This window comes from Rhizobium aureum, from assembly GCF_030182495.1.
In the GTDB taxonomy this organism is placed as follows: Bacteria; Pseudomonadota; Alphaproteobacteria; order Rhizobiales; family Rhizobiaceae; genus Rhizobium; species Rhizobium tropici_C.
Map to the genome: position 1 here is coordinate 79,699 of NZ_JAQJCI010000015.1, position 21,341 is coordinate 101,039.

The following is a 21,341-nucleotide window of genomic DNA, read 5'->3' on the forward strand; positions in this document are numbered from 1 at the left end:
GGTTTCGCGGGCCTTTTTCTTTTCTATCAATTACTTGGCGATGAAGGTGCCGTTGAAGGCCAGCTCCGAGAGCGGCTTGCGCTGGCTCGGCACCTCGCGCTCGCGCAGCTTTTCCGGAAGCTGGTTCTTGTCGCCGACCTTGCCGATCGCGACCGCGGCCTCGACGCGGAAACCGTCGGGAATGCCGAGAACTTCATAGGATTTTTCGACATGGAAGCCGGTCATGCCATGGGCTTCGTAGCCGGCTAGATGCGCTTGGATCGCCAGGAAGCCCCAGGCCGCTCCGGCATCGAAGGAATGGCTGTAGCTGGGCTTCTGTTCGGCCGAGCCGAGCTCGCCACTGTGGGTGCGCGAAATGACGAAAAGCAGGGCGGATGCGGATTTCACCCAGCCCTGGTTGAAGTCGATGAGGACGCTCAGGAACCTGTCCCAATGTTCCGAGCCGCGTAGCGCATAGAGGAAGCGCCAGGGTTGCAGGTTTGAGGCGGAGGGTGCCCAGTGCGCCGCTTCCAGAATAGTCAGCAGATCGGCTTCCGGCATGGTCTCGTTGGAATAGGCGCGCGGCGACCAGCGGTCGAGAAAGAGCTTGTCGATCGGATATTGAGATTCGCGGCTGTTGCTTGATGTCATGAGGGCTTCTTTCCTTGGAGATGATCGGTCGCAGGCGGTCGAAACCGGCCGTTGGCTGGTTATAGATAGAGGATGCGAACTTAAACTCGGGCAGCCCAGCTTACGTCGAGCTCCTCGCGAAAGGCGAAGCGCTTGAGGTGATCCACGACAACGTTCTGCATGCGCTCGAGGTCTTCGGGCTTCTCGACTGTCAGCGTCATGATCAGGTTGCCGGGCTGGGCCGCCAGATCGAGGAAGCTTTCCGCACTGAACGGTACCCTGCCGGCGGTCGCATTGAATTCGACGCTGAAGCGGTGGCTCCAGTGCTTGCAGAGCTGCTGGAGATAACGGCTGGCATGGTCGGTTTTAACGTTGGAAACGGATGTCGCCACAGGATTTGTCCGATAAAGCTGATCGCAAACGCATCATTGCATACATAGAGCTATCCGCATTCGCCAGGTAGACAGTCTGTTTCAAGTTTGCGTTATTCCGGTGAAATTCTGTTCCGCTATGGTGCCCTCACGAAGGAACGCGCGCGAGTGGAGACAGAGCCTTGCTGGTAAATGGGAAATGGACTGAGGATTGGCAGCCGGTCCAGGCAAAGGATGAGAAGGGCGGCTTCGTCCGCCAGACTTCGAGCTTTCGCAATTGGGTCACGTCCGATGGCCGCGCAGGACCGACGGGCGAAGGCGGGTTCAAAGCTGAGGCTGGCCGTTATCATCTTTATGTCGCGCTGATCTGCCCCTGGGCGTCGCGGACCCTGATCGGTCGCAAACTGAAGGGGCTGGAAGAGGCCATTTCCGTTTCCATCGTCGAACCTGCCCTGTCCAAACAAGGCTGGCGGTTCGGCGAATATCCAGGCGCCACGAACGATGCCATCAACGGCGCCACCTATATGCACGAGATCTATACGAAAGCCGATCCGGCCTTCACCGGCCGCGCCACGGTGCCAGTCCTATGGGACAAGCGCACCGGTACAATCGTCAACAACGAGTCATCCGATATCCTGCGCATGCTGAATGACGGTTTCGGCGATCTCGCAAGGCATGACATCGATCTTTATCCGGCCGGAAAGCGCGACGAAATCGACGGTTTCAATGCCCGGATCTATCCCGCTCTCAACAACGGCGTCTATCGCGCAGGCTTCGCTACGACGCAGATCGCTTATGAGGAAGCCTTCAATGAAGTCTTCAATTGCCTCGATCAGGTCGAGACCGAGCTGGAAGGCAAGGATTTCCTCTTTGCTATCAATCCTACCGAAAGCGATATCAGGCTCTTCGTCACCCTCGTCCGTTTCGACCTCGCCTATCACGGCCTGTTCAAATGCAATCTCCGCCGGCTGTCGGATTACGCCAACCTCCAGTCCTTCTGCCGTCGCATGCTGGATTGGCCGGGGATTGCCGAAACCGTCAGCTTCGATCATATCAAGCGCGGCTACTACTCGATTTCGACGCTCAATCCCAGTGGCATCGTACCGCTAGGACCTGCTCTCGACGAGCTGTTCTGATACTCGACCACATATCAAAACCGGTCTAAGGTCCGCCTCGTTCGATGGAATAGGGAGGGCCGTCATGGATTGGGAAGAGTTCCGGCAGTGGTCGGAGAAGGCGGCACATTGGGGAGCCGATTACCGCGCATCGCTTCGCGACAGACCGGTCCGGGCGAAGATGGCACCGGGCGAAATATCGGCGCATATAGCTGATTCTCCACCGGACACGGGCGAAGCCATGGAGGATATCTTCAGCGATTTTGAGGATATCCTCGTGCCTGGCATGACGCACTGGCAACACCCGCGCTTCTTTGCCTATTTCCCAGCCAACGCCGCTCCTGTCTCGGTGGTTGCCGAATATCTGGTCAGCGCCATCGCCGCCCAATGCATGCTCTGGCAGACATCGCCCTCCGCGACCGAACTTGAAACGAAGGTCGTCGATTGGCTGCGACAGGCGCTCGGCCTGCCGGAAACCTTCACCGGCGTCATTCAGGATTCCGCCTCGACCGCCACGCTTGCCGCCGTCCTCGTGATGCGCGAGAGGGCGCTGGACTGGCAGGGCAACAAAAGCGGCCTTGCGACAAACAAGGCAGTGCGCATCTATTCTACAGATCAGGTCCACACTTCAATTGACCGTGCCATCTGGATTGCCGGTGTCGGGCAGGAAAATCTGGTGCGGATTCCCTCTGGTGGTCCCAACAAGGCTATGGATCCGAAAGCACTTGCCGATGCGATCGAGCGTGATCGCGCTGCCGGGCTGCTGCCGGCCGGCGTCATCGCCTGCGTCGGTGGCACCAGCGTCGGCGCCTGTGACGATGTCGCTGCTGTCGTCAAAGTGGCCCATGCGCACGGACTTTATGTGCATGTCGATGCCGCCTGGGCGGGCTCGGCGATGATCTGCCCCGAGTTCCGCACCCTGTGGCAAGGCGTCGAGCAGGCCGATTCCGTGGTCTTCAACCCGCATAAGTGGCTTGGCGCGCAATTCGATTGCTCTGTCCAGTTCGTTCGCGAGCCGGAGACGCTGGTCCGAACACTGGCGATCCAGCCCGAATATCTGCGCACGCATGGCCATGACGGCATCATCAATTACTCGGAATGGTCCGTGCCGCTTGGGCGCCGCTTTCGCGCACTAAAGCTCTGGTTCCTGTTGCGCTATCACGGCTTGGAAGGATTGCGGACGATGATCCGCAACCATGTGTCCTGGTCGCAGAATCTGGCTAAGCGTCTTGCTGCCGAGCCTGATTTCGAAATCGTCACCGAGCCCTTTCTGTCGCTGTTCTCTTTCGATCACAAGGCGCCTGCGGGTGTCGGTCAGGAAGAGCACACACAGCGACTGATTACGGCTATCAATAACGACGGCCGCATCTACCTGACGCAGACTCGTGTCGGCGGCCGGCTGGTCATTCGCTTCCAGGCCGGCCAGTTCGAGTCGACGGTTGATGATATCGCCATGGCTTTCGACGTCATCGTCGAAATCGCCAGGTCATTATCCCCGAACTAGAAAAGCTGTTTTTCCAGCGCGAAGCCCCCGAGCCATGCTAGGCTCTCGAAAATCGATTGATGACACTGGTGAATAATTCGTTCATATATGATGTTATCAATCTCGTCTTTTGAAAATGCAGGGAAGGAAAATCCATGAAATTGTTGCGTGTTGGCGAAGCCGGCAAGGAAAAGCCGGCGCTTCTGGATAGCGACGGCAAGATCCGCGATCTCTCCGCCCATGTCGCCGATATCGGCGGCGAGGCCATTTCGCCCGCAGGTCTTGCGAAGATCGCAGCCCTTGATCCGAAAAGCCTACCTGAATTGCCGGAAGGCCGTCTCGGCGCTTGCGTTGCTGGCACCGGCAAGTTCATCTGCATCGGCCTGAATTTCTCGGATCACGCCGCCGAAACCGGCGCCACCGTGCCGCCGGAGCCGATCATTTTCATGAAGGCAAGCTCGGCCATCGTCGGCCCGAACGACAACGTGCTGATCCCGCGCGGCTCTGAGAAGACCGACTGGGAAGTCGAGCTCGGCGTCGTCATCGGCAAGACGGCGAAATATGTCAGCGAAGCTGACGCGCTCGACTATGTCGCCGGTTACTGCGTTTCCCACGATGTCTCCGAACGCGCGTTCCAGACCGAGCGTTCCGGACAGTGGACCAAAGGCAAGTCCTGCGACACCTTCGGCCCGATCGGTCCCTGGCTCGTTACCAAGGATGAGATTGCCGATCCGCAGAATCTCGGCATGTGGCTGAAGGTCAACGGCAAGATGATGCAGAACGGTTCGACCAAGACGATGGTCTACGGCGTCGCTTACCTCATTTCCTATCTCAGCCAGTTCATGTCGCTGCATCCGGGCGACATCATTTCCACCGGCACACCTCCCGGCGTCGGCATGGGCATGAAACCGCCTCAGTATCTGAAGCCTGGCGATGTCGTCGAGCTCGGCATGGAAGGCTTGGGCACGCAGCGCCAGACCTTCCTCGCCGACGCGTAAGGCCTGCGAAACTCAGGAACTTTAACCTTTCGAGATCATTGTTGATGCCGGGGAAGCGATTCTCCGGCGTTTTTTATAGATAAGAACCAATTGTAGTTATGTTGCTCTGCAGCAAAAACTGCTAGGTTGGATCATAGTAAGGATGAGGATCGCGCCCGAGAGCCGTGTCCTCCTGCTGCACAGCGCGACCGGAGGAGCGCCGCAGCGAGGCAGCGACACGCAAGGCGCGTGCGCTTCAATGATTTAAGTGATTTGCGCGGCGAAATGCCCGTATCGCAAGAGGTAAAGCCCCCATGTTTTATCAGTTTTACGAACTCAATCACGCCGCTCTCGCACCTTTTCGTGCCGCGGCGGACATGATGCGCCTGGCCTATTCCAATCCGCTTAATCCACTTTCGCATACGGCGTTCGGCCGCACCTTGACGGCCAGTCTAGAGGTTTTCGAGCGCACCACTCGGCGCTACGGCAAGCCGGAATTCGGACTTCCGGAGACGACGATCGACGACAAATCGGTCTCAGTGCATGAAAAGATTGTCTGGAAGAAGCCCTTCTGCAATCTCATCCATTTCGAGCGCAGCCTGCCCGCCGGCCACAGCGCCGATCCGCGCATCCTGATCGTCGCGCCGATGTCGGGCCACTATGCGACGCTGCTGCGCGGCACGGTGGAAGCCCTGCTGCCGGGCGCCGATGTCTATATTACCGACTGGATCGATGCCCGCATGGTGCCGATGACCGAAGGCACGTTCGATCTCGACGACTATATCGATTACGTCATCGAAATGCTGCACCATCTCGGGCCAGATACGCATGTCGTGGCCGTCTGCCAGCCCTCGGTGCCGGTCCTGGCCGCCGCTGCCGTGATGGAAGCGGCGGGCGATCGCCTGGCGCCGTCGTCGATGACGTTGATGGGTGGCCCGATCGATACCCGCATCAATCCGACCGCCGTCAACCAGCTTGCCAAGGAAAAGCCGCTGGAATGGTTTGCCGACAATGTCGTCATGAACGTGCCCTGGCCGCAGCCGGGCTTCATGCGGCCCGTCTATCCCGGCTTCCTGCAGCTTTCCGGCTTCATGTCGATGAATCTTGATCGCCATATGATCGCTCACAAGGACTTCTTCGTACACCTCGTCAAGAATGACGGCGAGCCGGCCGAGAAGCATCGCGATTTCTACGACGAGTATCTGGCGGTCATGGATCTGACGGCGGAATTCTATCTGCAAACGGTCGATCAGGTCTTCATCAAGCATGCGCTTCCCAAGGGCGAGCTCATGCATCGCGGCGAACGGGTCGATCCCTCCGCCATCCGCAACATTGCGCTTCTGACTGTCGAAGGCGAGAACGACGATATTTCCGGTGTCGGCCAGACGCATGCGGCACAGACCATCTGCACCAATATCCCCGACCATATGCGCATGCACTATCTGCAGCCGGATGTCGGCCATTACGGAGTCTTCAACGGTTCGCGTTTTCGCCGCGAGATCGCGCCGCGCATTCTGGCCTTCACCCGCGAGCATGCCCGCACCGGCCGGCCGGTGGTCAAACGGGTCATCAAGGGCGGAAAATCTGCCTGAGAGACAGTAAAATCAAACGGATAGAGCGGTTCGGAGCTTCGTTGGAAGCCGAACCGCTTTTGCTGTGCAAACTATTAGCTTTTGTTGAATTATCCGCGCCGATTCAAACACTTGTCCGATTCCGCCTGGCGATCCCATTGAAGCCTCACGAAGAGGTTACCATCTCGATTCCGGCGGTACCGCAGAGATGATCGGGCCGTTTACCGCGCCGCGCGTCCTTGGAACGCGCTGAGATGCAGGTAGAGCTTTAAAAACCGCGCAGAAGCCTTTCCATCGATCGCTGTCGGTCGAGGGGCGATGCGCCGTGCGAGGATACCTGACAATGAACCAATCTGCATTGCTTCGCCCGGATTGGACTCCGGCTACTATTGCCTTGATGGTGCTTGGCTTCGTGGTCTTCTGGCCGCTGGGCTTTGCCATGCTCGCCTATATTCTCTTCGGAGAACGTTTGCGGGAATTCAAACGCGACGTGAACGAAAGGACCGATGGCATGTTTGCCGGCTGCGGCCGTCATCGCGGCCGTCACCGTCATTCCTTCTCCACCGGCAACGTCGCCTTCGACGACTGGCGCAAGGCTGAACTCGAGCGCCTCGAAGAGGAGCGCCGCAAGCTCGACGAGATGCGCGCCGAGTTCGACACCTATGTCCGCGAGCTGCGCCGTGCCAAGGATCAGGAGGAGTTCGACCGTTTCATGCGCGAGCGCAACAGCGTCAAGCGCAATGACAATGGCGGTTCGCCGACCGAATTCCAGACGCCGTGACGGAAGTTCCGTCGCGAGGTCAAAACCGGCATCAAACGATGCCGGTTTTTCTTTGCCAGAAATCCCTGCGAATCATATAAAATTGTCTCATGTTTCCGCTGCTCTCCAGATCCCGCAAATCGCAAGCCAAGCTGGCCGCGCCGGAAACGCGCACGCTCGATGTCGCCGGCCGGCTGATGCCGCTGACAATCCGTCAGCACGAGCGGGCCACGCGCATTACGCTCCGGATCGAGCCCGGCGGCAGGTCGCTGAAGATGACCATTCCACGTGGGTTGGCGGCACGCGAGGTCAATGCCTTCCTCGACCGGCACCAGGGCTGGCTGCTGACGAAGCTTGCAAAATTCTCCGTCGACACGAGTCTGCGCAGCGGCAGCGAAATCCTTCTGCGCGGCGTGCGCCACCGGATCGAGCATACCGGAACCCTGCGCGGCCTCACCGAAGCCATCGTCGTCGAGGGCGTTCCGGTGCTGCGCGTCAGCGGCCTGCCGGAACATGCCGGCCGCCGCATCGCCACTTTCCTGAAGAAGGAGGCTCGCGCCGATCTCGAAAAGCTTGTGGCTGTCCACGCCAGGGCCATCCGCGCCAGCGTCACGTCCATCACCATGAAGGATACCCGCAGCCGCTGGGGCTCCTGCTCCTCGCAAGGGAACCTGAGCTTCTCCTGGCGCATCGTCATGGCGCCGCCTTTGGTCATCGATTACCTCGCCGCCCATGAAGTCGCGCATTTGCGCGAAATGAACCACGGCCCGCGCTTCTGGGCCCTCTGCCGCAAGCTTTGCCCCGACATGGACGAGGCCAAAGCCTGGCTGAAACGCCATGGCAGCCAGCTGCACGCGATTGATTTTGATTGAACTGCATAATGGCGCGCAAGGCATTCGCATATAGGCAGGTTGGACCCTCATCCGTCCTCTCACAGTTCGCTTCGCTCAACTGTTCGAGTCCACCTCTCCCCGCCTCTCGACAAGCTCAGGACGGAGCGAAGGATTTGGCGCTGTCGTCCCCCTCTGCCCGTCAAAACGGGGAGAGAGCCGGGGTGAGGGGCACTTTCTATTTCATATGCGATGGCTCTGGAACACCGCAAAAATCCCGCTAACGTCGCCTTTAGGCTCGACTCTTGCGAAATTTCGTGTCACTCCGCTGCCATGAACCCCGATATCAAAATTTGTGGTCTGAAGACGCCGGAAGCGGTGGATCGTGCTCTTGAGCGCGGCGCCACCCATATCGGCTTTATCTTCTTTGAAAAGAGCCCGCGCTATATCGAGCCGGATCTCGCCGGTGAGCTTGCCGAGCGCGCACGCGGCAAGGCGAAGGTCGTTGCCGTTACGGTCAATCCGTCGAATGACGATCTCGACGAGATCATGTCGCTAGTGAAGCCGGATATGCTGCAGCTCCACGGCAATGAGAGCCCCGAACGTGTCTTGACCATCAAAGCGGTCTATAATGTCCCCGTCATGAAGGCCATGTCGGTGCGCGATGCTGACGATCTGAAGCGGGTGGAATCCTATATCGGCATCGCCGACCGCTTCCTGTTCGACGCCAAGCCGCCTGTTGGTTCGGAGCTGCCGGGTGGAAACGGCGTGTCCTTCGATTGGAGCCTGATGAACTGGGTCGACGATCGCGTGGACTATATGCTGTCGGGCGGTGTCAACAAGGACAATGTCGCCGAGGCGCTAGCCTCCACCAGGGCCAGCGGTATCGATCTTTCCTCCGCGCTGGAAAGTGCGCCAGGTGTGAAGGATCTTGGCAAGATCGACCAGTTTTTCGACGCTTTTGCAGAAGCATGTCTGCCGGAACCGGCAGCAGGGAGTAGAAAGTGAACCAGACGCCTAAACCCAATTCCTTCCGCTCCGGCCCCGACGAGGACGGCCGTTTCGGCATTTACGGCGGCCGTTTCGTAGCCGAAACGCTTATGCCGCTGATCCTGGATCTGCAGGAGGAATGGGCGAAAGCGAAGGACGATCCGGCCTTCCAGGCGGAGCTGAAGGCTCTCGGCGCCCATTATATCGGCCGCCCGAGCCCGCTTTATTTCGCCGAGCGCCTGACGGCCGAGCTTGGCGGCGCCAAGATCTATTTCAAGCGTGAGGAGCTGAACCACACCGGTTCGCACAAGATCAACAACTGCATCGGTCAGATCCTACTCGCCAAGCGCATGGGCAAGACCCGCATCATTGCCGAAACCGGCGCCGGCCAGCATGGCGTGGCATCGGCGACCGTTGCCGCCCGCTTCGGCCTGCCCTGCGTCGTCTACATGGGCGCGACCGATGTCGAGCGCCAGGCGCCGAACGTCTTCCGCATGAAGCTCTTGGGCGCCGAGGTCATTCCGGTAACGGCCGGCAGCGGCACGCTGAAGGACGCCATGAACGAAGCCCTTCGTGATTGGGTTACCAATGTCGAAGACACCTATTACCTGATCGGCACGGCCGCCGGCCCGCACCCCTATCCGGAAATGGTTCGCGATTTCCAGGCCGTGATCGGCACCGAAGCCCGCGCGCAGATCCTGGAAGCCGAAGGCCGCCTGCCGGATCTGGTCATCGCGGCCGTCGGCGGCGGCTCGAATGCCATCGGCATCTTCCATCCCTTCCTCGATGACGAGGGCGTCAAGATCGTCGGCGTCGAAGCAGGCGGCAAGGGTTTGCAGGGCGATGAGCATTGCGCCTCGATCACTGCCGGCTCGCCCGGCGTGCTGCATGGCAACCGCACCTATCTGCTGCAGGATGGCGACGGCCAGATCAAAGAAGGTCATTCGATTTCGGCTGGTCTCGACTATCCCGGCATCGGCCCGGAACATTCCTGGCTGAACGATATCGGCCGCGCCGAATATGTGCCGATCATGGACCATGAGGCGCTCGAAGCCTTCCAGATGCTGACGCGCCTCGAAGGCATCATTCCGGCGCTCGAGCCGAGCCATGCGCTCGCCGAAGTGATCAAGCGCGCCCCGAAGATGGGCAAGGACCAGATCATCCTGATGAACCTCTCCGGCCGTGGTGACAAGGACATCTTCACCGTCGGCAAGATTCTGGGAATGTGAGTTAGACGCCATGACCGCACGTATGGACAAACGCTTCGCCGCTTTGAAGGCAGAAGGCCGCCCGGCACTCGTCACCTATTTCATGGGCGGCGATCCCGACTACGAGACCTCGCTCGGCATCATGAAGGCGTTGCCGGAAGCCGGCGCCGACGTCATCGAACTCGGCATGCCCTTTTCCGACCCCATGGCTGACGGCCCGGCGATCCAGCTTGCCGGCCAGCGCGCCCTGAAGGCCGGACAGACGCTGAAGAAGACGCTGCAGCTCGCCGCCGATTTCCGTAAAGTCGATGCCGATACGCCGATCGTGATGATGGGCTATTACAATCCGATCTATATTTACGGCGTCGAGAAGTTCCTCGATGACGCGCTTGCCGCTGGGATCGACGGCCTGATTGTGGTCGACCTGCCGCCGGAAATGGATGACGAGCTCTGCATTCCGGCGATCCGCAAGGGCATCAACTTCATTCGCCTCGCAACACCGACCACCGACGATAAGCGCCTGCCGGCGGTTCTGAAGAACACGACCGGTTTCGTCTACTATGTCTCGATGAATGGCATCACCGGTTCGGCTCTACCGGATCCGTCGCTGGTTTCCGGCGCCGTCACGCGCATCAAGCAGCACACGGACCTGCCGGTCTGCGTCGGCTTCGGTGTCAAGACGGCCGAGCACGCCAAGCTGATCGGCGCTGCCGCCGATGGCGTCGTTGTCGGCACCGCGATCGTCAACCAGATCGCCACCAGTCTCACCAAGGACGGCAAGGCAACGGCCGATACCATCCAGGCCGTGGCCACCCTGGTGCGCGGTCTGTCGACAGGCACTCGTTCCGCCCGCCTTGTTGCCGCCGAATAGTTTCCCCATATAGGCCCTTCGGCAATCCGCTGCGGATTGAGGAAAAGGCCTATGGGCATTTGGTGACGACTGAGCTATCGATTAATTCGGTCGATTAGGAGTTTCGAATTGAACTGGATCACGAACTACGTCCGCCCGCGGATCAATTCCATGCTGGGCCGCCGCGAGGTTCCGGAGAATCTCTGGATCAAATGTCCGGAAACCGGCGAAATGGTCTTCCACAAGGATCTGGAAGAGAACAAGTGGGTTATCCCCGCATCCGGCTTCCATATGAAGATGCCGGCCAAGGCACGTCTTGCCGATCTCTTCGACAACGGCGAATACGAAGCCCTGCCGCAGCCGAAGGTCGCGCAGGACCCGCTGAAGTTCCGCGACTCGAAGAAATACACCGATCGCCTCAAGGATAGCCGCCTGAAGACCGAGCAGGAAGATACGATCCTCTCCGGCCTCGGCAAGGTTCGCGGCTTGAAGCTCGTCGCCATCGTGCATGAGTTCAACTTCATCGGCGGTTCGCTCGGCATGGCAGCAGGTGAAGCCATCGTAAAGGCTTTCGAGCGCGCGATTGCCGAAAAATGCCCCGTCGTGATGTTCCCGGCTTCGGGCGGCGCCCGCATGCAGGAGGGCATCCTGTCGCTGATGCAGTTGCCGCGCACGACCGTTGCCGTCGATTTGCTGAAGGAATCGGGCCAACCCTATGTCGTGGTTCTGACCAATCCGACGACCGGTGGCGTCACGGCTTCCTACGCCATGCTCGGCGATATCCATCTCGCCGAACCCGGCGCCGAAATCGGCTTTGCCGGCAAGCGCGTGATCGAGCAAACGCTGCGGGAAAAGCTTCCCGAGGGCTTCCAGACCTCGGAATACCTGCTGGAGCACGGCATGGTGGACATGGTCGTCAAGCGTCACGACATTCCGGACACTTTGGCGACGCTTCTGAGGATCCTGACCAAGGCGCCGGCAAACGACGTATCGGTCAAGAGCAAGAATGGCGCGGCACTGGCGATAGCAGCGAGCGCCTGACATCATCGATTGCCGACGGGCGGAGGTGCGGGATGACGTCTATGGATCAGTCCGCAATGAGCGAGGCAGCACGCGAGATAGAGAAGCTCATGGGGTTGCACCCCAAGGGCTTTGATCTTTCTCTGGAGAGAATAACAAGGCTGCTCGAAGTCCTCGGAAATCCCCACCAGAAATTGCCGCCGGTGATCCATGTTGCCGGCACCAACGGCAAGGGCTCGGTGACGGCCTTTTGCCGCGCGCTGCTCGAAGCCGGCGGCTATAGCGTTCATGTCCATACCTCGCCCCATCTCGTCAACTGGCACGAGCGCTACCGCATCGGCGTCAAGGGCGGCCGCGGCAGGCTTGTCGACGATACCGTGTTCGCCGATGTGCTGAGGCGTATCGCCAAGGCCAATGACGGGCAGAAGATCACCGTTTTCGAAATCCTGACAGCCGCGACCTTTCTCCTCTTTGCCGAGCATCCGGCCGATGTTGCCGTCATCGAGGTCGGTCTCGGCGGTCGCTTCGATGCCACCAATGTCATTTCCGATCCCGCCGTCTCGGTCATCATGCCGATTTCGCTCGATCATCAGCCCTACCTCGGCGATCGCGTCGAGCTGATCGCGGCCGAGAAAGCGGGCATCCTCAAAGCCGGCCATCCGGTCGTCATCGGCCATCAGGACTATGATGCCGCGCTCGATGTGCTGATCTCGACGGCCGAGCGGCTTCGCTGCCCGACGGCCGTGTTCGGTCAGGATTTTTCCGCCCATGAGGAATATGGCAAGCTGGTCTATCAGGACGAGTTCGGTCTGGCCGATCTGCCGCTGCCGCGCCTGCCGGGCCGTCATCAATATGGCAATGCCGCTGCCGCCATACGGGCGGTCAAGGCCGCCGGTTTCGTCGTCACCGAAGCGATGATGGAAAAAGCGATGACATCGGTCGAGTGGCCGGGACGCCTGCAGCGGCTGACGGATGGCGAGTTGCTACCGCATGCCCCCGAGCGTGCGGAAATCTGGGTCGATGGCGGCCACAATCCCGGCGCCGGCGAAGTCATCGCGGAGGCCATGGCCAATTTCGAGGAACGTCAGCCGCGACCTCTGTTCCTGATCATCGGCATGATCAATACCAAGGATCCAGTCGGATACTTCAAGGCCTTTGCTGGCCTTGCGGAGAAGGTCTATTGCGTGCCGATCCGCGGCAGTGAAGCGATGATCGATCCGGTCATCCTGGCCAATGCCGCCTATGATGCCGGCCTCATAGGCGAGCCCATGTCTGATGTCGTCGAGGCGCTGGATGCCATCAAGGCCGTCGCAGTGCCGAACTCGTCAGCGCCGCGCATTCTGATCGGCGGTTCGCTTTATCTGGTCGGCGATGTGCTTGCGGACAACGGCACGCCGCCGCGGTGATTTTCGTCGGGTGGTCAACCACCCGCCCTCGTGCTTCGAGACGGCCTGGGGGCCTCCTCAGCATGAGGGCTAACCTTTGCGCCCAGCCGCTCCGGGCTCATTTCTTCGTTGCCTGTGCTTTGCCACGGCGACCAGCCTGCCCCATCCTTACCCTGAGGTGCGAAGCCTCGAAGGGCGAGGATGGCTCGCTCTCTCCGCACCAACAAAAAACCCCGCCGAAGCGGGGCTCTTGTTCCATGCGATCGATACGGATCAGGATGCGCTGGAAATCCAGCTCTGCAGGGCTGTCTTGGGGGCGGCGCCAACCTTGATGTCGGCAACTTCGCCGGCCTTGAACATGGCGAGCGTCGGGATCGAGCGAACGCCAAACTGGGCGGCCAGTTCCGGGTTCTCGTCGATGTTAAGCTTGGCAACCTTGACCTTGCCTTCGAACTGCACGGCGAGTTCTTCCAGAGCCGGGGCGATCATCTTGCACGGGCCACACCATTCGGCCCAGAAATCAACGACAACAGGCTCTGCAGACTGCAGCACTTCAGTGGCGAAGTTGGAGGTATCGACTTTAACGGTAGCCATAGGCTGCTCCTTACCAGGATTTGCGGGTTGCAAGATATGTGATGGTGCGGTGCCCATATGTCAATATGTGGTATTTCACTTTGTCTCGAGCTCCGCAAGCGCCAATGCAAGCGCCCCGTCCGACAGCATGTAGATCGAGGCATTTTCGGTATAGACCAGCATGCAGTCGATGCGCTTTCCGGAGTAAAGCGGCGCAAGGATCTCGCGATAGATGGCAAGCTGTGCCTTATGCGCGAAGGGAATGGCGTTTTCCTCGTCAGGCGGCACGCGATTCGTCTTGTAGTCGAGAATGACGACACGGTCGTCGAGCACCGCGAGTCGGTCGATACGGCCAGAGACGGCATAGGACTGACTGCCGAGCTTTAGCGTGCCCATGATCGATACTTCGGCCTGCGCATGGGTGCTGAACGTGCCCTGCAGATCCGGATGCGACAGCAGCGCCATGACAGATTTTACCAGTGCCTCGCGCTCGGCCTGCGGCCAGAAGCGCGCGGCCCGTTCGGCATAGCGGCGGGCGGCATCGGCGCGCTCCTCGGGCGCGATCTCGGGCAAGGTCTGCAGCATCCGGTGAATGAAGCGGCCTTTCTGCAGGGCGCGGTCGGATTTCGCCTTCTCGCCGAAAAGCGCCGAAGTCACCAACAGATCGTCGGCTTCCTCATCGATGACGGTGCCGACGCCGGAGGGGCTGAGAGGCCGCGGCAGGCTTCTTTGCGGTGGTAGGGGCCGGTGGAGGCTGCCAGGCAGGCCAGCGCGTTCGGAGCGCTTCTCATGCCCCTTAGCGGTCTCGAATTCGAGCTGGACCTGGGCAACCCGCCAGCTCAAGCCTTGCCAATCGCCATCAGGGCCGGTGAAAGTCTTCTGCGTGCAGTGCAGCTCATCGCCACGCAGGGCGGTTGAAATCATCGCATGCCAGGTATCGGCATTCTCGCGGACGCCACGGTAGCCGCAAATGATCAGCCGGTCGGCGGCGCGGGTCATGCCGACATAGAGCAGTCGGCGATATTCCTCCTCCGCCAGCGCCTGCAGCCGCGCCGTATCGGCCTGCGTCAGCGAATTGGCGAGCGCCGAGACCGGTACCCAGACCGGCAGCGGGATCTCATCTCCTCTGGTTTCGATCAGCCGCAACTTCGGCAGATGTGTGTGGGTGAAGGCCTTGCCGCCGCCATCGACGAGAAAGACGATCGGCGCTTCCAGCCCCTTCGAGGCATGCACCGTCATGATTCGCACTTCGTTGCGGCCCTTGTCCTGCTCGCGCTTGACCGTCGGCGCTTCCAACTCCAGCGTCGAGATGAAGGATTGCAGGCCGGGCAGGCCGCTCGTCTCGTGATCGAGCGTGAAGGTCAGGAATTCGTCGAGGATATCGCTGACCTCCGTGCCGAGCCGTGCCAGAAACTTCCGTCTGCCGCCGAAGCTGCCGAGCACGCGCGCATAGAAATCGTGCACGGGCAGGCTCTTCGAGAAGGCAAGGAAAGTCTTCAGCCGTTCGACCACCTGGCTGAAGCGGTCGTGGCCGTCGGTTGCAAATCTCTGCAGATGGCTCCAGACGCTTTCCTCGTCATCGCGATAGGCGGCAACGGCAAAGACATCTTCCTCGCTCAGATCGAACAATGGGCTTTTCAGGAGCGCACACAGCGAGAGATCGTCCTCCGGCAGCAACAGAAAGCGGCCGAGCGCCAGAAGATCCTGAATGGCGATATGGCTGGTCAAGACAAGACGGTCGGCACCGGCGACGGGAATGTTGCCGCGCCGCTTCAGGGCGCGGGTCAGCGCGTTGACGAAGCTGTCGCGCTTGCGCACCAGCACCAGAATGTCGCCGGCCTCGATAAAACGGGCCTTGCCCTTCTCGATAATTGTTTCCCGCCCGACGAGATTGCCGATCGTATGTGCCATCCGTCGTGCCAGAATGGCCGCGGGTGCGCTTTCCGGCGTCGAATCGAAAGGTGCCGTCCAGTCCTCTTCCTTGGCGGCCGGCTCTGGCGCGATTATCTCCCAGAGGTCAACGGCGCCGGGGTGGCCGATGCGGCTGGAGCGGTGCACGACAGGCTCGTTGACGGCGCTAAGCCCCCGGGCATTCTCCGCACTGGTGAAGACATGATCGACGGCGCCGAGCACATCGGCCGTCGAGCGGAAGGAGAGGGGCAGGCGGATCGACGAGAATTGCTGGCCGCTCGCCGCCACGCGCCGCCTTGTGCGGTCGCTCTCCTCCGAAAATCGTTCGGGACGGGCACCCTGGAACGAATAGATCGATTGCTTCTCGTCACCCACGGCAAAGATCGTGCGCAGCGTCGGCCGGGCGCTGTCACCGGAGAAGAAATCCTCCGCCAGCGACTGGATGACGCTCCACTGGATCGGGCTCGTATCCTGCGCCTCGTCGACGAGAATGTGATCGATGCCCTGATCTAGCTTGTAGTGGATCCACGGCCCGACATCCTTCTTGGTCAGAAGGTCGGCCGTGCGGGTGATAAGGTCTTCGAAATCGAGCTGGCTGCGCCGCTTCTTCAGCTCCTCATAGTCGCGATTCAGACGATCGGCGAGAATGAGCGCAGCATGGGTGGCCCGATACATCCGCATCAGCTTCAGCCGGTCGCGGCTGGCAACGACATGGGCGCGCGCCGCAGCCACGGCATCGGCGAGGGCAGGCGCATCGGCGAGCATTGCCTTGACGAAGAACTGGCTGTCCGATTTCGGTTCGCCCTTGGCGGTCAGCATGGCCTTCTCGAGGATCTCGGCGCGGGCAAGCGGATCTGCCTCGCGTTTGGCGAGGCGCAGCGCATAAGCAACTTCCTGAGCCTTGGCACCGCCCTTCTGGTCGGCGAGCGTGAGATAAAGCTCCAGTGTTGCGCCGGACAGATCGGGCAACGGCCAATACTGCTCGGCAATGCCCGTTTCTGTCTCTCCGGGCGTGAGGCCGAGCCGGGCAAGCAACGCGGCCTCGATGCCACCTTTGCGTTCGGCCGCTTCCGTGAAACGACGGATCGCATTGCGATTGGCAACGATATCGCCGAGCAGGGTCTCGAGCCCGGACTCGTCGCCGAGATCGAGTACATAGTCGAACGCTCGCGCCAGTTCGGCATCGCCATGCGGTGTCGTTGCCGTCAGCAGCGCACGGCGGGCATCATCAAGCAGGACCTCGGCCGCTCGATCGTCGAGAACGGAGAAATGCCCGGCGACGTTTGCCTCGAGCGGGAACTGATGCAGCATGGCTTCGCAGAAGGCATGGATGGTCTGGATCTTCAGTCCACCCGGCGTTTCCAGCGCCTTGGCAAAGAGCCGCCGCGCCTCGGCAAGCTTGAAGAGATCCGGCTCGTTGCCCTCGATATCGGCGATACGTTTCTTCAATTCTTCGTCAGGCATCGTCGCCCAGGCCGCGAGCCGGTCGAAGACACGGTTCGACATTTCGGAGGCCGCGGCCTTCGTATAGGTGAGGCAGAGGATCGCCGAGGGCCGCGCGCCGGAAAGAAGCAGACGGATGACGCGCTGCGTCAGCACGTGCGTCTTTCCGGAGCCGGCATTGGCCGAAACCCAGGCTGAGCGTTCGGGATCGGAGGCGATGGACTGCTGGATGGTCGTCCAGCTGATCCAGACGCCGGGATCGTCGCTCTCGGGCAGGATGGCGATATCGTCGGCGGGAAAGTCACTCATCGCCGCCGCCTTCCTGCTCGGTCTCGGCCGTCGACCATTCCGAAACGCGGGCGAGATGATCGTAGTCACCGCCATATTCGAACTGCTGCGCCGGGATCAGCCGCGAGGAAAAGCCTTTCTCGCCCGATTGCAGCAGCGAGACGAATTTCACCAGCTGGTCCATCGATTCCTGCGCGAGATCCATAGCCGACTTCGTTTCCGTCTTGCCGCCGCGGCTGGAATGCTCGTTGTTGACCTGGTCGACCTTGAAACGATCGCCGGGCCGCAGCCGCACATAAAGCAGGTTCTCGGGGATCAGTGCGCCGATATTGCGGAAGGCGCCTGCCTTCAGCGCATAGGCTTCCAGTGCCAGCTGCGGATCGAGCAGCGCGCGCGCTTGCGGCGGCGAGGGATTGTAGCCGGTCTTGTAATCGATGAGATCGGCGCCCTTGTCGCTCTTGATATCGATGCGGTCGGCAACGCCTGTGAGACGAATGCCGATAGGCTCGATCTCGACGCCGGCAGGCACTTCCGTCGCAGTTTTGCGAACCACCGGCCGCCGTTCCGCTTCCCAATCGAGGAAGGCGCGCGCTACCTCGCGGAAACGTGGTCGCCAGACGCTGTCGATATGGACGGGCAGCTTTTCGGCATCGAAAAGCTCCGCGATGATGTGATCCATCGCCAGTGCCGCATCGGGCGTGCCAGCCACATGCCCTTCGCGGACGAAGCGATCGATGATCTTATGGTAGAGTGTGCCCCGCTCAGCCGGGCCGGGATCGCGGTTGAACGGATCGACCGGATCGAGCCGCAGCACGCGCCGGGCATAGATCGCATAGGGATCTCGTCGCAGCCGGCCCACTTCGCTAAAGGAATAGCTCTTCGGCTGCAATTCTGCAGGCGGCTTCGGAGCCGGGCGCAGCGCCGGCGCCTGGTTTTCGCCGTCATCGATCATCGCTGCCCAATGGCGATACTGGTCGCCGCGCGCCTTCATGGCCTCTTCCAGCTCCTTGCCGCCGAGTGCGATCAGCCGCTGCAGCCAGCGGGATGCGACCGTCGGCGTCGAGCCCTGTCGCAGCGCGCGGGAATAGATCAGGTCGCGCGTTCCGTTCGCCATTTCGAAATCGTGCGCCAGCTGGCCGATGCGGCGCTCGGGTGGCTCCAGTCCGATCTCGGTTTTCATGCTGCGCGAAATGAAGGGATTGTTTGCCGTTTGCCCCGGCCAGGAACCCTCGTTCAACCCTCCAAGGATCAGCGTATCGACGCTCTGCAAGCGCGCTTCCAGCGTGCCGAAGATGAAGAGACGGGGATGGCTGAGCGCCCGCGGCTTCACCGCCTGTCCCACACCGAGCGCAGCCATGATGTCGATCCACTGCACGCCATCGGCTTCAAGCTGACCTTCGGTCTCGATAACATCCCGAAGCAGGCTGGCAAGCGTATCTCCCGCCTCGCCAGACCAGAGGCCTGCCAGGCTGCCGCGCTCGTCGACGGCTGCAGCTTCAAGGGCACGGCCCGTACGCTCGGCCCAATCCGAAAGTGTTAGGAGGCTCTCTGACGCGGGCAGGGACAGCGCCGATACCAGCGGTTCGCAGGCCGCCGTCACTCGCTGGGCTAGCGCCCGCGCATGCTCGATGGCCTCGGCCGGCAGCGCTTTGCGCCATTGCGGCGCATGGCGGTCATTTGCCTGTTCTGCCACGCGGTCGTCGAGCAGGGCTTCCAGCCTGCCGATGTCGATGTTGTCGACGCCGCCCCTGAGCGCGAGGATCTCCAGCGCATCGATGCCCGGCTGGTGTATTTCTGCTGGCAGGCCGAACAAAGCGAGGGGATGTTTGAGCAGTGAGACGACGGCAACGGGATCGCCGGGTCGAAGGGATGCTTCCAGTAGCAATTGCAGCAACGTGCCCTGTGGCGTTGCGTTCAGCGGCGTGCCGGCCGAATCGTCGGCGGTGATGCCGAAACGGGCAAGCTCGGCCGTCACGCGTCGGGCGAGATTGCGGTCGGGCGTGATCAAGGCCGCCTGGCTTTCACCGCCGTTGCGCCCCGGCTTGTCCAACGCCAGCCGCAAGGCGATGGCGATCGCGGTCGCCTCCTCGCGCTCATTAGCCGCTTCTATCAGCGCCACATCGGCGAATGCATCCGGGATCGCATCGGAAGCGAGCGTCTTGCGCCAGCTTCCCCAGCCGCTCGTCGCCTTGGCCGGCGCCAGGGCGCGCGACAGGATCTGGGCCCGCATCTGCATGGTATCAGCCGCATCCGCGACAGGTTCGACATCGCGTCGGGTGACGCGCAACCGCTTCAGGAGCAGGGAAAGACCATATTGCGGATGGCTGCGCGTCGTCGGGTCTGCCCTTTCGCCGATCGATGTTTCGGGCGCCACCAGCTGCCAATCCTCTTCCGGCATCGCAAGATCGACGCCGGGCAGCACGATCACGCCTTGCGGCAGGGCCGCGACGGCCGCGATCAGCTCCGCCGTTGCCGGCACCGAGCCGGTCGAGCCTGCAACGATGACAGGCCCGGGGTGCCGCATGGTGGAGATCCGCTGCGCTTCGGCACGCAGGATGGCATTGCGGTTGCGGGCGGGCGACGATTTGCCGAGCTCTTCGAGGCGCGCCGGCCAGAAGGCGCTGGCAATCGCCAGGAATTCCGCCGTCAGCTGCCACCAGAGCGCATGATCCTCTGCGTTGAGGCTGGCAAGCTCGCTCCATTCACGATCCTCAGTCTCAAGCGAATCGATGAGCTCGGCGAGATTGCGGGCGAGCCATATGGCATCCGCCGGGCTTGCAGGCGCCACCAGCGGCGAGTCGGAGTGAATGTCGCGCACGATCTGCGGCAGTTTGTTGCGCCATGCAAGAATCAGCCGCGCCAGTTCCAAGAGCCGCGCCGTATTGGCAAGCGGCTGTGCCAGGTCGGCCGTTTCCGGCAGGGCTTCTTCGAAATAGCCGCTGTCGTCATCGGTTTCGCCGAGCGGGCGGATGACGGGCAGAATGGCGGAACGGCCGCCGAGCAGATCGACGAATTCCGACCGCAGTACGCGCGCCGCGCGCCGCGTCGGCAGGAAGATGCTGACCTTGGCGAGCGACAGCGGGTCGCTCGGATCATGGCGGAAATGTTCGGTCAACCGCCCGTCGCAGAGAGCGGACGCAAGGGTCTTCAGGAAGGGCAGGCCCGCCGGAATCGTCAGGATGCGCTGCCGGTGCCCGCCCGTCATAGGCTCACGCAAACGCCCGGAACGTCCGGATCGCTTCCTCCGCCTCGCCGATCGCCTCCGGCGTACCGACAGTCAACCAGTGACCATCCATCATGGTACCGTAGAGCCGGCCGCGCTCAATGGCCTTGTCGAAGTAGATATTGACGTTGAAGGCATCATCAGGCGCGTCATCGAGGAAGGAGGGGTTCATCGCGATTGCACCGGCATAAACGACGCCATCGCGTCCGACATCGCGGTAGCGGGCGAGCCTTCCGTCTTGCGCCATGGCGAAGTCATTCTTGCCGTTATGGCCTGTGGTCCGTTCCAGTTCGACGCAGAGCATAGCCATGTCCATGCGCTGGTCGTCATAGAATCCGGCTAACTTTTCGAGATTGGTCGGATGGCCTGGCTTCTCGCCGATCCAGAACAGATCGGCGTTCATGACGAACACCAGATCGCGGCTCAGAAGTTTCAGGCCTTTGACGAGGCCGCCGCCATTGTTCAGCAGCGCGTCCCGTTCGTCGGAAATCAGGATTTCAAGGCCGCGATAGCTGCGCAGATGCGCCTCCATCTGGTCGGCATGGTGATGGACATTGACGACAGCCCGCTCGACACCTGCCTGCACCAATGCATCCAGCGTATAATCGATCATCGCCTTGCCGGCGATCTTCACCAGCGGCTTCGGGATGGTGTCGGTGATCGGCCGCATGCGGGTTCCAAGCCCTGCGGCCAATACCATGGCTTGCTTGATGGTCATCTCGCCTCGAACTTTC

Annotated in this window: 17 protein-coding genes; 11 read left to right on the plus strand and 6 right to left on the minus strand. The window is 61.1% G+C overall.

Annotated features, from left to right (window positions below; genetic code table 11):
- Window positions 1-30 precede the first annotated feature (30 nt).
- Complete coding sequence (locus PH552_RS25930) at window positions 31-630, minus strand: nitroreductase family protein (RefSeq protein ID WP_113250798.1); 600 nt, start codon at window positions 628-630, stop codon at window positions 31-33.
- Window positions 631-710: 80 nt separating this feature from the next.
- Window positions 711-1,001 carry a DUF2218 domain-containing protein gene (locus PH552_RS25935; RefSeq protein WP_112339891.1) on the minus strand — a complete coding sequence of 97 codons (291 nt, stop codon included), beginning with the start codon at window positions 999-1,001 and terminating at the stop codon, window positions 711-713.
- A 161-nt stretch (window positions 1,002-1,162) separates the two neighbouring features.
- Here PH552_RS25935 and PH552_RS25940 point away from each other — a divergent pair, with 161 nt between their 5' ends.
- From PH552_RS25940 to PH552_RS25990, 11 genes are all read left to right on the plus strand, one after another.
- Window positions 1,163-2,116: a glutathione S-transferase family protein gene (locus PH552_RS25940; RefSeq protein ID WP_113250797.1), complete on the plus strand. Its 954-nt coding sequence runs from the start codon at window positions 1,163-1,165 to the stop codon at window positions 2,114-2,116.
- A 64-nt stretch (window positions 2,117-2,180) separates the two neighbouring features.
- The gene (locus PH552_RS25945; RefSeq protein WP_113250796.1) at window positions 2,181-3,599 is read left to right on the plus strand and encodes a pyridoxal phosphate-dependent decarboxylase family protein; all 1,419 of its coding nucleotides are present in this window, start codon (window positions 2,181-2,183) and stop codon (window positions 3,597-3,599) included.
- 134 nt (window positions 3,600-3,733) lie between these two features.
- Complete coding sequence (locus PH552_RS25950; protein ID WP_285166357.1) at window positions 3,734-4,576, plus strand: fumarylacetoacetate hydrolase family protein; 843 nt, start codon at window positions 3,734-3,736, stop codon at window positions 4,574-4,576.
- Between the two features lie 293 nt (window positions 4,577-4,869).
- On the plus strand, window positions 4,870-6,147 hold the full coding sequence (gene phaZ, locus PH552_RS25955; RefSeq protein ID WP_113250795.1) for a polyhydroxyalkanoate depolymerase: 1,278 nt from the start codon (window positions 4,870-4,872) through the stop codon (window positions 6,145-6,147).
- Between the two features lie 322 nt (window positions 6,148-6,469).
- Window positions 6,470-6,907, plus strand: a complete 438-nt coding sequence (locus PH552_RS25960; RefSeq protein ID WP_112339896.1) for a DUF2852 domain-containing protein — start codon at window positions 6,470-6,472, stop codon at window positions 6,905-6,907.
- Between the two features lie 89 nt (window positions 6,908-6,996).
- Window positions 6,997-7,758 carry a M48 family metallopeptidase gene (locus tag PH552_RS25965; protein WP_112339897.1) on the plus strand — a complete coding sequence of 254 codons (762 nt, stop codon included), beginning with the start codon at window positions 6,997-6,999 and terminating at the stop codon, window positions 7,756-7,758.
- Between the two features lie 291 nt (window positions 7,759-8,049).
- Window positions 8,050-8,724 carry a phosphoribosylanthranilate isomerase gene (locus PH552_RS25970; protein ID WP_112339898.1) on the plus strand — a complete coding sequence of 225 codons (675 nt, stop codon included), beginning with the start codon at window positions 8,050-8,052 and terminating at the stop codon, window positions 8,722-8,724.
- Window positions 8,721-9,935: a tryptophan synthase subunit beta gene (gene trpB, locus PH552_RS25975; RefSeq protein WP_112339899.1), complete on the plus strand. Its 1,215-nt coding sequence runs from the start codon at window positions 8,721-8,723 to the stop codon at window positions 9,933-9,935. Before PH552_RS25970 ends, trpB begins: the two co-directional genes overlap by 4 nt.
- 10 nt (window positions 9,936-9,945) lie before the next feature.
- Window positions 9,946-10,785, plus strand: coding sequence for a tryptophan synthase subunit alpha (trpA, locus tag PH552_RS25980; RefSeq protein WP_112339900.1), 840 nt, complete (start codon window positions 9,946-9,948; stop codon window positions 10,783-10,785).
- 108 nt (window positions 10,786-10,893) lie between these two features.
- Window positions 10,894-11,805, plus strand: coding sequence for an acetyl-CoA carboxylase, carboxyltransferase subunit beta (gene accD / locus PH552_RS25985; protein WP_113250793.1), 912 nt, complete (start codon window positions 10,894-10,896; stop codon window positions 11,803-11,805).
- 56 nt (window positions 11,806-11,861) lie between these two features.
- Complete coding sequence (locus PH552_RS25990) at window positions 11,862-13,190, plus strand: bifunctional folylpolyglutamate synthase/dihydrofolate synthase (protein ID WP_181592262.1); 1,329 nt, start codon at window positions 11,862-11,864, stop codon at window positions 13,188-13,190.
- Between the two features lie 252 nt (window positions 13,191-13,442).
- On the opposite strand, the gene trxA is transcribed toward PH552_RS25990, so the two are convergent.
- The 4 genes from trxA to PH552_RS26010 form a co-directional block, all read right to left on the minus strand.
- On the minus strand, window positions 13,443-13,763 hold the full coding sequence (trxA, locus tag PH552_RS25995) for a thioredoxin (protein WP_112339902.1): 321 nt from the start codon (window positions 13,761-13,763) through the stop codon (window positions 13,443-13,445).
- Between the two features lie 75 nt (window positions 13,764-13,838).
- Entirely contained in the window at window positions 13,839-17,405 is a 3,567-nt protein-coding gene (addA, locus tag PH552_RS26000; protein WP_285166358.1) for a double-strand break repair helicase AddA, read from the minus strand.
- Entirely contained in the window at window positions 17,398-20,589 is a 3,192-nt protein-coding gene (gene addB / locus PH552_RS26005) for a double-strand break repair protein AddB (protein ID WP_183765204.1), read from the minus strand. Before addB ends, addA begins: the two co-directional genes overlap by 8 nt.
- 4 nt (window positions 20,590-20,593) lie before the next feature.
- Window positions 20,594-21,325: a nucleotidyltransferase family protein gene (locus PH552_RS26010; protein WP_113250854.1), complete on the minus strand. Its 732-nt coding sequence runs from the start codon at window positions 21,323-21,325 to the stop codon at window positions 20,594-20,596.
- Between the last annotated feature and the right edge of the window lie 16 nt (window positions 21,326-21,341).